This is a genomic window from Streptomyces sp. NPDC001373 (assembly GCF_042895815.1).
Classification (GTDB): Bacteria; Actinomycetota; Actinomycetes; order Streptomycetales; family Streptomycetaceae; genus Streptomyces.
Window position 1 is genome coordinate 22,758 of the sequence record NZ_JBIAWQ010000032.1, and the last position, 14,158, is coordinate 36,915.

The window sequence follows — 14,158 nt, forward strand, 5'->3', positions numbered from 1 at the left end:
AGACCACAATCGGCATGCGGTCCGATAATCCCCGTGGGGGAACGACGAGTTGTCGGCCCGTCGGGGGGACATGCCGGACTCCGTGACCACCCGGTGATGTCCTCGGAACAACGCGGCCGGTAGCGTCCCGCGATATGGACAACCAGGGCGGGATCACCGTTCAGCGGGCACTGGAACTGCCGGGACTGCGCAGCGGACTGCCGGAGGTGGTGGCGTGCGCCGACCGCCTCGGCCGGACCGTCCGCTGGGTGCACGCGGGCGAGGTGCCGAACATCGCCTCGCTGCTCAAGGGCGGCGAACTGCTGCTGACCACCGGACTGGGGCTGGGCACCCGGCCCGCCGAGCAGCGCGCCTTCGTCCGCCGCCTCGCGGACCGCGGGATCGCCGCCCTGGTCGTGGAACTCGGCCCGCGGTTCACGCGGCTCCCGGCGACGCTGGTGGAGACCGCCCGGACGGCCGGGCTGCCGCTCGTGCAACTGCACCGGGAGGTCCCGTTCGTCGCGGTGACGGAGGAGATCCACACCGAGATCGTCAACCACCACTACGCGCTCCTCCAGCGGGCCGAGGAGGTCCACCGGCGGTGCACGGAGGCCCTGTTGGGCGGTGGCGGGATCCCGCAGGTGCTGCGCATCCTGGCCGACTTCACCGCCAACCCGGTCTTCCTGGAGACCCCCGACGGCCAACTGCTGTACGCGGCCGGGCCGGTGGCCGGGGAGGCCGCGGCGGACCCGCTCCAGGTCTGGGAGGGGTTGCGGGGCCAGCGCGCGGCCGAACCCCCGGCGAACGCCGTCGTGGTCGACGTGCCGGGCGGCGGCCACGGCACGGGCTCGGTGCGGGCCCGGGTCGTCCTGGTCGGGGTCTCGGCGCCGCTCCTGCCGGTCCACCGGATGGCGGCGGAGCGGACGGCGGGGGTGCTCGCGGTGGTGCTGATGCAGGCCCGGCAGGAGGAGGAGCTGGCCGCGCGCGGCCGGGGCGACTTCCTGACGGATCTGGCGGAGGGGCGGATCTCGGCGGAGGACGCCCCGGCGCAGGCGCGGGTGCTGGGCTTCCGTCCGGGAGCGGGGCCGCTGCTGCCCCTGGTGATGCGGCTGTCCTCGGACCTGGTGCCGTCCGGGAACTGGTCGGTGCTGGCCCGGGCTGTCCAGGAGGAGCTGTCCTCGGTCGGGGTCCCGGTGCTGCTGGGCGTCCGCCCGGTGGAGGGACGGGTGCCGCTGCTGGTGTCGCTGCGGGCGGAGTCGGAGCGCGCGGCGGTCGCCGACCGGGTCGCGGGCGCGCTGCGGGCCGGGGTGGAGCGGGCCGGCCTGGACCGGGCCGGGGCCCCGCCGGTGGTGGTGGTCGGCGTCTCGGGCAGCTGGGCTGCGGCCTCGGCGGGCCTGCGGCACGCCGCGGAGACCGCCACCGCCGCGCACGGCCTGCCGGCCCGCCCCTGGTACGACGCGCGCCGCCTGGACATCGACCTGCTGCTGTGGCGGCTGCGGGAGCACCCGGACCTGGCGGCGTTCGTGGACCGCGCGATCGGCGCCCTGCGCGTCCACGACGCCGCGTCCCGGCCGCCGCTGCTGCCCACGCTGGAGACGTACCTGGCCCATGCGGGCCGCAAGGCGGAGACCGCGCGCGAGCTGCACCTGAACCGGCAGACCCTGTACAATCGCCTGGCCCGGATCTCGGAACTCCTGGGCACCGACCTGGACGACCCGGAGACGGTCCTCTCCCTGAGCCTGGCCCTGCGCGCCCGCCGCCACGCCTCGCCGTCCTGAGCGGGCCCGCCGGTCAGGGGCGTCGGCGTTCCATCAGTTCGTCGTAGACCGAAAGGACCTGGGCCACCGTGTCGTCCTCCGACGGCCACGTCGCCGCCTGGGCACGGCCGGCGAGGGCGAGGGCCGCGCGGCGGTCCGGGTCGTCCAGGAGGGCGGTCACCGCTCCTGCCAGTGCGTCCGCGTCGCCGTACGGGACCAGGACCGCCGCGTCGCCGACCAGTTCCGGGACGCCGCCCACCTCCGTCGCCACCAGGGCGACCCCGGCCCGCAGGGCCTCCTGGGCCAGCAGGGAGCGGCCCTCCCACCGGCTCGGGAGGACGGCGACGTCCGCCGCCGCCAGCAGGCGGTCGGCGTCGCGGCGGCGGCCCAGGAGGCGCACGGGGAGGCCCTCCGACCGGATACGGCGGGCCAGTTCGGCCCGTAGCGGCCCCTCCCCCGCGATCACCAGCAGCGGTGCCGGCTCCAGCCCCCGCCAGGAGCGCGCCGCGTCCAGCAGGACGGAGTAGCCGCGCCGGGCGACCAGGCTGCCGACCGCGATGACCAGGGGGCGTTCCACCACGCCCAGTTCCGCCCGGGTCTTGCCCGCGTCGGGCGCCGCCGGCGCGGCCGGTACGGCGACCGCGGCGAGGCGGGCGTCCCGTGCGCCGCGGCGGCGTGCGAGGTCGACCTGGTCGGAGGAGGAGCCCAGGACCACGGCGGCGGCGCGGGCCACGTGCCGTTCCAGCAGGCGGGCGAGGCGCCCCAGCGGGCCCGCGTCGGGGGCGCTGCCGTGCCAGGTCACCACCAGCGGCGCCCGGCGCCCCGGGCCGCGCAGGGCCAGCGCGGCCCGCATCCCGGCCCGTACGCCGTGTGCGTGGACCACGTCCGCCCCGGCGCAGGCGGCCCGCAGCGCGCTCGCCGCGTCGGGGGTGAACTCCGCCCCGGCTCCGGTGAAGTCGTACTCCCCCTCCGCCGCCACGGGGGCGCACACGGTCACCCGCACGCCGCGCGCCGCGAGCCCCGTGGTGAGGGAGCGCACGTGCGCGCTGCTGCCGGCGCCCGCGCCGCCGAGGACCTGGACGGTGCGCAGCGGGGGCCGCCCGTAGGGCAGGGCGGGCGGCGGGACCGAAGCCGGGGAGCTGCTCACGGGCCGAAGCTCCAGGGTGAGGGGTCAGGGACGTCGCCCAGGATGCCAGTCCGCACGCGCGTTCCGGGACCATACGGGTGCGGATCTGGTGCGGGATACCGCAGTGCGCCCCCCAGCCTCACCCACACGGGCTAACGATCCGCCGTCTCAGCCGTCCGCCCTGGCCGCCGCGAGGAGTTCCTCGGCGTGGGCCCGCGCCGTCTGCGAGTCCTCCTGGCCGGCCAGCATCCGGGAGAGCTCGCGGATCCGGTCCTCGCCCTCCAGGACCGTGACCCCGGACCGGGTCACCGATCCGTCGACGGTCTTCTCGACCAGCAGCTGCCGGTCCGCGAAGGCCGCCACCTGGGGCAGGTGGGTGACGACGACGACCTGGGCGGACTTCGCCAGCTTGGCCAGCCGCCGGCCGATCTCGACGGCCGCCTTGCCGCCGACGCCCGCGTCGACCTCGTCGAAGAGGTACGTGGGCACGGGCGCGGTGCCGGCGAAGACGACCTCGACGGCCAGCATGACGCGGGACAGCTCGCCGCCGGAGGCGCCCTTGGCGATCGGCCGCGGCTGCGCGCCAGGGTGCGGGGCGAGCAGCAGCTCGACCTCGTCCGCGCCCGAGGGCCCGTAGGCGACCGGGCGGCCGCCCACCTCGACGCCGTCGGGGGCCTCGGTCTGGCGGATGTCGATGGTCACCCGGGCGTGCGGCATGGCCAGGGAGGCCAGCTCGGCGGTGACCGCGGAGGCGAACCGCTCGGCGGCCTCGGTCCGGGCGTCCGTGAGCGCCTGGGCCAGCTGCGAGAGCTCGGCGAGCAGGGCGTCCCGCTCGGCGGTCAGCTCGTCGATCCGCTCGTCGTCGCCGTCGAGCTCCAGCAGGCGCGCCGAGCCCTTCTGGGCCCATTCGAGGACGGAGTCGACCGAGTCGCCGTACTTGCGGGTGAGCTGGGTCAGGGCCGCCCGCCGTTCCTCGACGGCGGCCAGCCGCAGCGGGTCGGCGTCCAGGTCGTCGGCGTACCCGGCGAGCTCGCCGGCCACGTCGCCGAGCAGGATGCCCAGTTCCGCGATCCGGTCCGCGAGCGCGCCGAGCACCGGGTCGTGGGAGCGCACGGACTCCAGGGCGCGGTGCGCGCCGGCGACGAGGGTGTTGGCGTCGACGCCCTCCGGGTCCTCGACGTCGCCGGCGAGGGCCGCGTGCGCGGCCTGCGCCGCGGAGGCCAGGGACTCGGCGTGCCCCAGCCGTTCGGCCTCGGCCGCCAGTTCGGTGTCCTCGCCGGGCAGCGGCTCGACGGCGGCGACCTCGTCCAGGCCGAAGCGCAGCAGGTCGGCCTCCTGCGCCCGCTCCCGGGCGCGGGTGGTGATCGTGTCCAGTTCGGCGGCGACGGCGCGCAGCCGCCGGTAGGCGCCGGCGTACTTCTCCAGGGGGCCCGCGACGGCGGCGCCGGCGTACCGGTCGAGGGCCTGCCGCTGGCGGGCGGGCCGCAGCAGGCCCTGCTGATCGGTCTGCCCGTGGACGGCGACCAGGTCGTCGGCGAGCTCGGCGAGCAGGCCGACGGGGACCGAGCGGCCGCCGACGTGGGCGCGCGAACGCCCCTCGGCGGACACCGTCCGGCTGATCAGCAGGGCGCCCTCGTCGAGCTCGGCCCCGGCCTCCTCGGCGCGCACGGCGGCGGCCGCGTCCGGGCGCAGGACGACGCGGCCCTCGACCACCGCCGCCTTGGCCCCGATCCGTACCAGGGCCGGGTCGGCCCGGCCGCCGAGCAGCAGCCCGAGGCTGGTGACGACCATCGTCTTGCCCGCACCGGTCTCGCCGGTCACCGCGGTGAAACCGGGCGACAGCTCGACCACCGCGTCGTCGATGACCCCGAGTGACCGTATCCGCATCTCCTCAAGCACGGGACGACCATACCGAGGTTTCGCGGGTGTCATGCGACCTCACCCGCCCGGAGTCTTCCGAACGGGTGTGCTATTAGCGGGGTCGTCGGTGTCCTCAGTGCGGCGCGCCGCGCCAACCCGACACCGGGAGCGCGAACTTGGCCACGAGCCGGTCCGTGAAGGACGCGTGGTGCAGCCGGGCGAGCCGCACCGGCACCGTCCCGCGACGGACCTCCACCCGCGCCCCGGCGGGCAGCTCCAGCGTCCGCCGGCCGTCGCACCACAGCACCCCGTGCTGGGTCCCGGTCTGCACCTCGACCGCCAGCACCGAGTCCGGGGAGGTGACCAGCGGCTTCGCGAACAGCGCGTGCGCGCTGATCGGCACCATCAGCAGCGCCTCCACCTCCGGCCAGACCACCGGCCCGCCCGCCGAGAAGGCGTACGCCGTCGAGCCGGTCGGCGTCGCGCAGACGATGCCGTCACAGCCGAAACCGGTCACCGGACGCCCGTCGATCTCCAGGACCACCTCCAGCATCCGCTCGGCGGACACCTTCTGCACGGCCGCCTCGTTCAGCGCCCAGTCCTGGTGGGCCACGTCACCGTTGGTCCGTACGAGGACGTCGAGGGTCATCCGCTCCTCGACCTCGTAGGCCCTGCGCACCACCCGGTCCACGACCCGGTCCAGGTCGTCGCGCTCGGCCTCGGCGAGGAAGCCCACCCGGCCCAGGTTGACGCCCAGCATCGGCACCCCCGACCCGCGCGCGAACTCCGCCCCGCGCAGCAGGGTCCCGTCCCCGCCCAGCACGATCAGCAGCTCGCACCCCGCCAGGACCTCGGGCGTGCACGCGCCGACGAGCTCCACCTCGGGCGGCAGCGGCATGTCCCGCGCCTCCTGCGCGAGGACCCGCACCCCGATCCCCGACTTCAGCAGTCCCAGCACCACCAGCTCGGCGCTGCGTATGGCCGCCGGCCGCCCGGTGTGCGCGACCAGGAAAACGGTGCGCGGCCCGGTGGGCTCCCCCGCCCCCGGTCCCCCCGAAGGCGCGGGCCCCGTCGAAGCCGCTGCACCCGCTGACGCTGACGAATCTGTCACTGAGGCCCCTCCGCCACTGCACGGTCGACATCCCCCGGGTCGAGTGCCGGTGCCCCCGCCCGAAGCCACAGAAAGTATTCGACGTTCCCCGACGGCCCCGGAAGCGGACTCGCGGTCACCCCCAGCACGCCCAGCCCCAGCTTCCAGGCCTGCGCCGCGACCCCGCGCACCGCCTCCGCCCGGAGCTCGGGGCTGCGCACCACGCCGCCACTACCGAGCCGCTCCTTGCCCACCTCGAACTGCGGCTTGACCATCAGCACCAGGTCGGCGTCCGGCGCCGTGCACCGCACGAGGGCGGGCAGCACCAGGCCGATCGAGATGAAGGACAGGTCGCCGACGACCAGGTCCACGGGGACGTCGTCGATCAGTTCGAGCGTCAGCTCGCGCACGTTCGTGCGGTCCTTGACGGTCACCCGGTCGTCGCTCTGAAGCGACCAGGCCAGCTGCCCGTAGCCGACGTCCACGGCCACCACGTGGGCCACGCCCGCGCGCAGCAGCACGTCGGTGAACCCGCCGGTCGAGGCGCCCGCGTCCAGGGCCCGGCGGCCCTCGACCGCCAGCCCCCGCGGCCGGAAGGCCGCGAGCGCGCCGGCCAGCTTGTGGCCGCCCCGGGAGACGTAGTCGGGGTCGCTGTCGTCCTTGAGGACGACGAGGGCCGCGCTGGTCTCGACCTGGGTGGCCGGCTTGGTCGCGGTGGTGCCGCCCACGGTCACCCGGCCCGCGGCGATCAGCTGGGCCGCGTGCTCCCGCGAGCGGGCCATGCTGCGGCGTACCAGTTCGGCGTCCAGGCGGCGGCGTGCCACTCCTGCCACGTTCGGTTCAGCTCCTGTTTTCGTACGGTCCGGGGACGGGCTGTGCGTCCAGCGCGGTCAGCGCCTCGCGAAGTCCCCTGTGCACATCCTCGTACACCTCGACGTGTCCGTCCGCCGCGAGGTGGTCCGCGTCCGCGAGGCGCTCCAGGTGCGCGTCGACCCCGGGGTGCCCGGTGGGGGTGCGCACGAGGCCCAGCGGCGCGGCCCCGGCGGGTTCGGCGGACCCCGTGCCGGGCCCGCTCCCGGGCCCGGCCGCGGACTGCGCGACGGGCTCCTGGGGGACGTCCGGAACGCTCGCGGACACTTCGTCGGTCATGCCCCCGACGCTACCCCGAAGCACCGCCCCTGCCACGCGCGGCTCTGCGGTACGGTCGGGACACCATGGCTACGATCCAGGAGTGCCGCGCGGCACTCGACCGACTCTCCGACAACCTCGCGGGGGCCGACGGCGACGTGCGCGGCGCGGCCGCCCTCGATCGGTCCCTGAGCTGCCACATCACGGACCTCGACGTGACCTTCGCCGGCCGCCTGGAGGGCGGCCGGATCCGGGTGGACGCCCTCACCCCCGGCCCGCCCCGCGCCAAGGCCGAGATCCGGCTCGCGATGAGCGGGGACGACCTGCTCGCCCTGGTCGACGGGCAGCTGAGGTTCGCCAAGGCCTGGGCCTCGGGCCGGGTCCGCCTGGAGGCCGGCTTCCGCGACCTCCTGCGCCTCAAGAGCCTGCTCTAGGCGCTCGCGACGGCCGCCCCCGTGCGGGCCCGCCGGGCGGCCGGAACCACCAGCGGCGTGCCGGTCTCCGGGTCCTCGACGACCCGGCAGCGCACCCCGAACACCTCTTCCACCAGCTCGGCGGTGACCACCTCGGCCGGCGGCCCCTCGGCGACCACCACCCCGCCGCGCAGGGCGATCAGGTGCGTGGCGTAGCGGGCCGCCTGGTTGAGGTCGTGCAGCACCGCCACCAGGGTCCGGCCCCGCTCCTCGTGGAGCTCGGCGCACAGGTCGAGGACCTCCAGCTGGTGCTGGATGTCCAGGTAGGTCGTCGGCTCGTCCAGGAGCAGCAGCGGGGTCTGCTGGGCCAGCGCCATCGCGATCCACACCCGCTGCCGCTGCCCGCCCGACAACTCGTCGACGGCCCGGTCGGCGAGTTCGGCGACCCCGGTGGAGGCCATCGACTCCAGGACGATCCGCTCGTCCTCCGGGGACCACTGGCGCAGCAGTCCCTGGTGCGGGTACCGGCCGCGGGCGACCAGGTCGGCGACGGTGATCCCGTCGGGCGCGACCGAGGACTGCGGGAGCAGCCCCAGCGTCCGCGCCACCTGCTTCGCCGGCGTCGAGGTGATGGCCCGCCCGTCCAGCAGCACCTGCCCGGCTGAGGGCTTGAGCATCCGCGACAGGGCGCGCAGCAGTGTGGACTTGCCGCAGGCGTTGGGGCCGACGATGACGGTGAAGGAGTGGTCGGGGATCTCCACCGACAGGTTCTCGGCGATGACCCGCTGGTCGTAGCCGAGGGTCACGTTCTCCGCGGTCAGCCTCTGCACCTGGGTACTCCTCGTTTCGACCGGGCTGCGTTCGTTGCCGTGCACCGTGTGCACCGTGTCCGTGTCCGTGTCCGTGTCCGTCATATCCGTCCCGCCCTGCGCTCCGTGACGAGCAGCCAGAGCAGGTAGACCCCGCCGACCAGGCCGGTGACCACACCGACCGGCAGCTGGTCCGCACCGAACGCCCGCTGAGAGGCCAGGTCGGAGGCCAGCAGCAGGACGGTGCCCATCAGCGCGCCGGTCAGCAGGTTCGACCCGGGCGAGCGGGTCAGCCGACGGGCCAGCTGCGGCGCTGCCAGCGCGACGAAGCTGATCGGCCCGGCCGCCGCCGCGGCGGCCGTGGTCAGCAGGACCGCCGCCAGCATCAGCAGCATGCGGGTCCGCTCCACCGGCACGCCCAGGGCGTACGCGGCGTCGTCCCCCATCTCGATCACCCGCAGGGCCCGGCTCTGCCCGAGGACCAGCGGGAACAGCACCGCACAGGTGATCAGCAGCGGCCACACCTGCTCCCAGTCCCGCCCGGCCAGCGAACCGGTCAGCCAGACCATCGCCCGGGTCGCCTCGACGAGCTGCGCCTTGGCGATCAGGTACTGGATGACGGCCACGAGCACCGCCGAGGCGCCGATGCCGACCAGCACCAGCAGGTAGCCGTGGATCCCCTTCCTGTACGCGAGGAGGTACACGGCCGCCCCGGCCAGCACACCGCCGACGACCGCGCCCAGCGCGACCTCCGTGGCCCCGCCCTTGAACACGGTGATGACGACGAGCGCGCCGACCGCCGAGCCGTATCCGAAGCCGAGCATGTCGGGCGAGCCGAGCGGGTTGCGCGAGACGGACTGGAAGACGGCCCCGGACATCCCGAGGGCCGCGCCGACCAGGATCGCGACCAGCACCCGCGGCAGCCGCAGGTCGTTGACGATGAAGTCGTCGGCGGGGGTGCCGTTGCCCAGCAGGGTCCGCACGACGTCCCCGGGCGCCATCTCGAAGTCGCCGGTGCCGATGAGGACGACGGCCAGCACCACCGTGGCGGCGGTCAGCAGCAGCCCGGTGACCAGGGCGCGCGGCTCGACGCGCAGCGAGGTCCCGACGGGGCCGCGCAGGGTGCGGGGCCGGGCGGCCCCGCGGATGCGGAGGTCGGTCACAGCTGGGCCATCCTCTTGCGCCGGACGAGGTGGATGAAGACGGGGCCGCCGACGAGCGCGGTCACGATGCCGACCGGGAGCTCGGCGGGCCGGGTGACGACCCGTCCGACCACATCGGCGCCCAACAGCAGTACGGGCGACAGGACGGCCGAGTACGCGAGCACCCAGCGCATGTCGGGCCCGGTGAACAGGCGTGCGAGGTGCGGGATCATCAGCCCGACGAAGACGATCGGACCGCAGGCGGCGGTCGCCGCCCCGCACAGCAGGGTGATGGCGGCCATGGCCACGATCCGGGTCCGCGTCAGGTGCGCGCCCAGCGCCCGGGCGGTGTCGTCGCCCAGGGCCATCGCGTTGAGCGGCCGGCCCAGCCCCAGCGCCAGCAGGCCTCCGGCCAGCAGGAAGGGGGCGACCTGGCGGACGGTGTCCATGGTGGCCGAGGCCAGCGATCCCACCGTCCAGAAGCGGAGCCTGCCGAGGGCCTGGCTGTCCATCAGCTGGACTGCGTTGACGTAGCCGGCGAGGGCCGCGCTGGCCGCCGTACCGGCGAGCGCGAGACGCACCGGGGTGGCGCTGCGGCTGCCGCCGAGCACGTAGACGAGGACCGAGACGACCGCCGCGCCGAGGAAGGCCCACCAGACCAACTCGGTCAGCGCGCTCACCCCGAGGAAGCTGATGGCGGAGACGACGGCGGCCGCCGCTCCGGCGTTGACGCCGAGGATGCCGGGCTCGGCCAGCGGATTGCGGGTCAGGGCCTGCATCACCGCGCCGGACAGGCCGAGTCCGAGCCCGACCATCACCCCCAGGAGGGTGCGCGGGACCCGCAGGTCCCGTACGACCACGTCGTTGGTGGTGCCGTCGTAGTGGAACAGCCTGTGCCAGACGTCGTCCAGCGGCATCGCCCTGGCACCGACGGCGATGCTCGCCACCGCGACCAGGGCCAGCACGGCGAGGGCGATCAGCAGACCGGCGGCCCGCCTGCCGTGGCGCGGACGGGCCACGGCAGGCGACGGCACGCTCCGCGCGGTTTCAGGGGGACTCTCAGCCAACACAAAAGTTAGGTTAGCCTACCCTCTGCCTTGAAGAATCCCCCGAACGACGTAGCCGCCCGCGGCTCACCACCCCAGTACGGCCAGCGCCTTCTCCACGTCGTGGCCGTAGGACCCCTCACCGGCCGCCGACCAGGCCGCCGCGCACAAGGCCCGCAGCCCGTCGACCGGATCGCCCTCCCCCTCCCCGGCCCGGGTCAGCTCCAGGTGCGTGCCCGCGTGCGCCGCGCTCCAGCGGCCGCAGCTCCAGGCCCCCTGCCGCTCCGCCACCTCCGGCTGCCCGGTCAGCAGCCCGCGCAGGTCCCGGTCCACGTACGTCGGCCGGTGCCGGGGCTCGGCCCGCAGCAGCTGCTCCGCGTCCGTGACCCCGGTCAGCACCAGCAGCGAGTCCACGTCCCCGTTGAAAGCGCCCTCGATGTCGGTGTCCAGCCGGTCCCCGACCACCAGCGGCCGCTCGGCCCCGGTCCGCAGCACCGTCTCCCGGTGCATCGGCGGCAGCGGCTTCCCCGCCACCTGCGGATCCGCACCCGTGGCGATCCGCACGACCTCCACGGCCGCCCCGTTGCCCGGCGCGATCCCGCGCGCCCCGGGGATCGTGAGGTCCGTGTTCGACGCGTACCAGGGCACCCCGCGGTTGATCGCGTACGCGGCCTCCGCGAAACGCCCCCACTCCAGGCCGGGTCCGCCGTAGCCCTGGACCACGGCCGCGAGCCCCTCCTCGTCGGCGGAGTCCACCGGCACCAGCCCGCGCTCGCGCAGCGCGACCCGCAGCCCCTCCCCGCCGATCACCAGCACCTTCGACCCCGGCTCCACCTGCTCCGCGATCAGCCGGGCCACCGCCTGCGCCGAGGTGATCACCTCGCCCGCCTCGGTCGGGATCCCCAGCTCGCCCAGGTGCTCCGCGACCGCCTCCGGCGTCCGCAGCGCGTTGTTGGTGACGTACGCCAGGTGCATGCCGCCGGCCCGGGCCGCGGCGAGGGACTCCACCGCGTGCGCGATGGCGTGGCCGCCCGCGTACACCACCCCGTCCAGGTCCAGCAGGGCCGTGTCGTACGCCTGGTGCAGACTCCGCTCGCTGCCCGCGGGACTGGTCCTGCTCTGCCGGATCATCTGGCCGCTCCTCAATAACCGTTCTCAAAACACTCGGGACCGCGGTGACGCTCCACCGCGCACGATCGATATTGTCCGAGTTTGCACTATCCCGTCGCTCCCCCGGCCATCCCGTATCACGAGACGGGTCTTACCATGCACCAATGACCACACCTGGCAACGCGGAGCACGGGCTGCGCCTGATCCCCTTCCACGGACTGCGCTACGACCCGGAGCGCGTCCGCAGCCTGGCGGCGGTGACCTCACCGCCGTACGACGTGGTCGTACGCCCCGACGGAGTCGACCACCTGGAGTCCGCCGACCCGCACAACATCGTCCGGCTCATCCTGCCGCAGGCCGGCACCCCGGCCGCACGCAACGAGCAGGCCGCCCGCACCCTGAACGACTGGCTCGCCCAGGGCGTCCTCAGCACGGACCCGCGGCCCGCGCTCTACGTCTACGAGCAGCGCAAGTCGGGTGTCCTCCAGCGCGGCATCATCGGCGCCCTGGCCCTGTCCACCGCCGAGGCCGGCATCGTCCTGCCCCACGAGGACGTGATGCCGGACGTGGTCACCGACCGGGCGGGCCTGATGCGCGCGACTTCGGCCAATCTCGAACCCCTGCTCCTCACCTACCGGGGCGACGGCCCGGGCGCCGGGGCGGACGCGGTCGTCGAGGCCGCCGCCACCCGCGAACCGCTGCTGTCCACGGTCACCGAGGACGGGTTCCGCCACAGCCTGTGGGCCGTCACCGACCCGGCCGAGCTGGCCGTGGTCACCGCCGACCTTGCCCACCGCCAGGCGCTGATCGCCGACGGCCACCACCGCTGGGCGACGTACCTGCGCCTCCAGGAAGAGCACGGCTCGCCGACCCCCTGGGACTTCGGCCTGGTCCTGCTCGTGGACACCGCCCGCTATCCGCTCCAGGTCCGCGCCATCCACCGGATGCTGCGCCGGCTGCCCCTCTCCGAAGCGCTGGCGGCGGTCGAGGGCTCCTTCCGGGTCCGCCCGGTCGACGGCCCGCTCCCGCTGGCCCTGGAGGCCCTCGCGGACGCCTCGGAGCGCGGCAACGCCTTCCTCCTCACCGGCGACGGCACCTTCCACCTGGTCACCGACCCGGATCCGGCCCTGATCGCGCGCACCGTCCGCCGCGACCGCCCCGAGGCCTGGCGCCGGCTGGACGCGACCGTTCTGCACGCGTCCCTGCTGGACGCCCTGTGGCGGATCCCGGACGCCCCGGACCACATCGCGTACATCCACGACGCGGCCGCGACGGTCGCCATGGCCGAACGACACGGCGGCACGGCCGTGCTGCTGCACCCGGTCCGCGAGGAGGTCGTCCGGGACCTGGCCCGCCAGGGCGTCACGATGCCCCGCAAGTCCACCTCCTTCGGTCCGAAGCCGGCCACGGGCCTGGTCCTGCGCAGCCTGGACTGACCGGCCCGCACACGCGGAAGGGCGGCACCCCCCGGGGGGGGTGCCGCCCTTCTACGTCAGGCCGTGTCAGGCCTTGTCGCGCGCCTCGCGCCCGTCGTCCTCGACGACCACGATCTCGTCGGTGAGGTCCACGTCCGCGTCCGCCTCGGAGGTGTCGACGGGCTCGTACTCCTCGTCGTCCTCGTCGTAGTACTCGGTCTGGTCGGCGGCACGCTCGGCGGCGGCCACCTCGGCCGCGTCCTCGTCCTCGTCGTCCTCGTCACCGAGGTCCGCGGGCTCCGCGTCGTCCTCGACCGCGGCGGCGTCCACGAACTCCACCCCGTCGATCTCGGCCAGGCGGTCGGAGGCGTCCGTCGCCCCGTCCTTGTCGGCCTCGAGGGTCTTCGCGAACCACTCGCGGGCCTCGTCCTCGCGGCCGGCGGCCAGCAGGGCGTCGGCGTAGGCGTACCGCAGGCGCGCGGTCCACGGCTGCACCGAGTTGGAGGCCAGCTCGGGGCTCTGCAGGGTCACGATGGCGGCGTCGAGCTCACCCATGTCCCGGCGGGCACCGGCGGCGACGAGACGCATCTCGACCTGGCCGGCCTTGTCCAGCTTCTGCACCTCGGGCTCGCCGGCCATGGCCAGCGCCCGCTCGGGACGGCCGAGGCCGCGCTCGCAGTCGGCCATGACGGGCCACAGCTCGACGGAACCGGTCATCCGCTTCGCGGCGCGGAATTCGGCGAGCGCCTCGCTGTACTTCTGCGTGGCGTACGCGGCGAAGCCGGCGGCCTCGCGGACGGCGGCGACGCGGGAGGCCAGGCGCAGGGCGATGCGGGAGTACGCGTACGCCTGCTCGGGGTCCTCGTCGATCAGCCGGGCGACCATGACGAGGTTGCGCGAGACCTCCTCGGCCAGGCCCTTGGGCAGGCTCAGGAGCTCCTGGCGCACGTCGGCGTCGATCTCGTTGCCGGTGACGTCCTCGTCGATCGGAAGCCGCTTGACCGGGTCCCGGTCGCGGTCGACGCGGAACTCGCGGCCGCCGCGGTCGTCGCGGCCACCGCGGAAACCACCGCGGTCATCGCGGCCGCCACGGTAGCCACCGCGCTCACCGCCGCGGTCGTCACGACGCGGGTAGGACGGACGGTCGCCACCACGCTCGTCACGACGCCCGTAGGACGGACGGTCGCCGCCGCGGTCGTCACGACGCGGGTAGGACGGACGGTCGCCGCCACGCTCGTCACGGCCGCCACGGAAGCCGCCGCGCTCGTCGTCACGACGCGGGG

At 75.0% G+C, this 14,158-nt stretch carries 13 protein-coding genes; 3 read left to right on the forward strand and 10 right to left on the reverse strand.

The window, feature by feature from the left end; genetic code table 11:
* The first annotated feature begins 134 nt into the window (after positions 1-134).
* Positions 135-1,757: a PucR family transcriptional regulator gene (locus ACFY15_RS35215; RefSeq protein WP_390826870.1), complete on the forward strand. Its 1,623-nt coding sequence runs from the start codon at positions 135-137 to the stop codon at positions 1,755-1,757.
* Between the two features lie 13 nt (positions 1,758-1,770).
* On the opposite strand, the gene ACFY15_RS35220 is transcribed toward ACFY15_RS35215, so the two are convergent.
* The 5 genes from ACFY15_RS35220 to ACFY15_RS35240 all read right to left on the reverse strand — a co-directional run bounded on the left by ACFY15_RS35220 (position 1,771) and on the right by ACFY15_RS35240 (position 6,961).
* Positions 1,771-2,883, reverse strand: a complete 1,113-nt coding sequence (locus tag ACFY15_RS35220) for a glycosyltransferase family 4 protein (RefSeq protein ID WP_390689895.1) — start codon at positions 2,881-2,883, stop codon at positions 1,771-1,773.
* 147 nt (positions 2,884-3,030) lie between these two features.
* Positions 3,031-4,749, reverse strand: coding sequence for a DNA repair protein RecN (gene recN, locus ACFY15_RS35225; RefSeq protein WP_390689999.1), 1,719 nt, complete (start codon positions 4,747-4,749; stop codon positions 3,031-3,033).
* Between the two features lie 106 nt (positions 4,750-4,855).
* Positions 4,856-5,833, reverse strand: coding sequence for an NAD kinase (locus ACFY15_RS35230; RefSeq protein ID WP_390689894.1), 978 nt, complete (start codon positions 5,831-5,833; stop codon positions 4,856-4,858).
* Complete coding sequence (locus ACFY15_RS35235; protein ID WP_390689893.1) at positions 5,830-6,645, reverse strand: TlyA family RNA methyltransferase; 816 nt, start codon at positions 6,643-6,645, stop codon at positions 5,830-5,832. The genes ACFY15_RS35230 and ACFY15_RS35235 overlap by 4 nt, the downstream gene beginning before the upstream one ends.
* A 7-nt stretch (positions 6,646-6,652) precedes the next feature.
* Positions 6,653-6,961: a hypothetical protein gene (locus ACFY15_RS35240; protein WP_390826871.1), complete on the reverse strand. Its 309-nt coding sequence runs from the start codon at positions 6,959-6,961 to the stop codon at positions 6,653-6,655.
* Between the two features lie 65 nt (positions 6,962-7,026).
* On the opposite strand from ACFY15_RS35240, the gene ACFY15_RS35245 reads away from it, so the two are divergent.
* Positions 7,027-7,374, forward strand: a complete 348-nt coding sequence (locus ACFY15_RS35245) for an SCP2 sterol-binding domain-containing protein (protein WP_390689891.1) — start codon at positions 7,027-7,029, stop codon at positions 7,372-7,374.
* Here ACFY15_RS35245 and ACFY15_RS35250 read toward each other — a convergent pair.
* The 4 genes from ACFY15_RS35250 to ACFY15_RS35265 form a co-directional block, all read right to left on the reverse strand.
* The gene (locus ACFY15_RS35250; RefSeq protein WP_390689890.1) at positions 7,371-8,183 is read right to left on the reverse strand and encodes an ABC transporter ATP-binding protein; all 813 of its coding nucleotides are present in this window, start codon (positions 8,181-8,183) and stop codon (positions 7,371-7,373) included. The genes ACFY15_RS35245 and ACFY15_RS35250 overlap by 4 nt on opposite strands.
* Before the next feature lie 80 nt (positions 8,184-8,263).
* On the reverse strand, positions 8,264-9,325 hold the full coding sequence (locus ACFY15_RS35255) for a FecCD family ABC transporter permease (protein ID WP_390826873.1): 1,062 nt from the start codon (positions 9,323-9,325) through the stop codon (positions 8,264-8,266).
* A complete protein-coding gene (locus ACFY15_RS35260) occupies positions 9,322-10,281 on the reverse strand; it encodes a FecCD family ABC transporter permease (RefSeq protein ID WP_390826876.1) in 960 nt (319 codons plus the stop codon). Before ACFY15_RS35260 ends, ACFY15_RS35255 begins: the two co-directional genes overlap by 4 nt.
* Before the next feature lie 156 nt (positions 10,282-10,437).
* Positions 10,438-11,481 (reverse strand): HAD hydrolase-like protein, encoded by a 1,044-nt coding sequence (locus ACFY15_RS35265; protein WP_390826874.1) that lies wholly within the window; start codon positions 11,479-11,481, stop codon positions 10,438-10,440.
* A 143-nt stretch (positions 11,482-11,624) separates the two neighbouring features.
* On the opposite strand from ACFY15_RS35265, the gene ACFY15_RS35270 reads away from it, so the two are divergent.
* On the forward strand, positions 11,625-12,896 hold the full coding sequence (locus ACFY15_RS35270) for a DUF1015 domain-containing protein (protein WP_390689887.1): 1,272 nt from the start codon (positions 11,625-11,627) through the stop codon (positions 12,894-12,896).
* A gap of 66 nt (positions 12,897-12,962) precedes the next feature.
* On the opposite strand, the gene ACFY15_RS35275 is transcribed toward ACFY15_RS35270, so the two are convergent.
* A complete protein-coding gene (locus tag ACFY15_RS35275; protein ID WP_390689997.1) occupies positions 12,963-13,823 on the reverse strand; it encodes a hypothetical protein in 861 nt (286 codons plus the stop codon).
* Positions 13,824-14,158 lie beyond the last annotated feature (335 nt).

Bases quoted from the DNA above. Each gene is read 5' to 3' on its own strand.
- ACFY15_RS35215 (WP_390826870.1), top strand. From the start codon at position 135: ATGGACAACCAGGGCGGGATCACCGTTCAGCGGGCACTGGAACTGCCG.
- recN (WP_390689999.1), bottom strand. From the start codon at position 4,749: ATGCGGATACGGTCACTCGGGGTCATCGACGACGCGGTGGTCGAGCTG.
- ACFY15_RS35240 (WP_390826871.1), bottom strand. From the start codon at position 6,961: ATGACCGACGAAGTGTCCGCGAGCGTTCCGGACGTCCCCCAGGAGCCC.
- ACFY15_RS35245 (WP_390689891.1), top strand. From the start codon at position 7,027: ATGGCTACGATCCAGGAGTGCCGCGCGGCACTCGACCGACTCTCCGAC.
- ACFY15_RS35265 (WP_390826874.1), bottom strand. From the start codon at position 11,481: ATGATCCGGCAGAGCAGGACCAGTCCCGCGGGCAGCGAGCGGAGTCTG.
- ACFY15_RS35270 (WP_390689887.1), top strand. From the start codon at position 11,625: ATGACCACACCTGGCAACGCGGAGCACGGGCTGCGCCTGATCCCCTTC.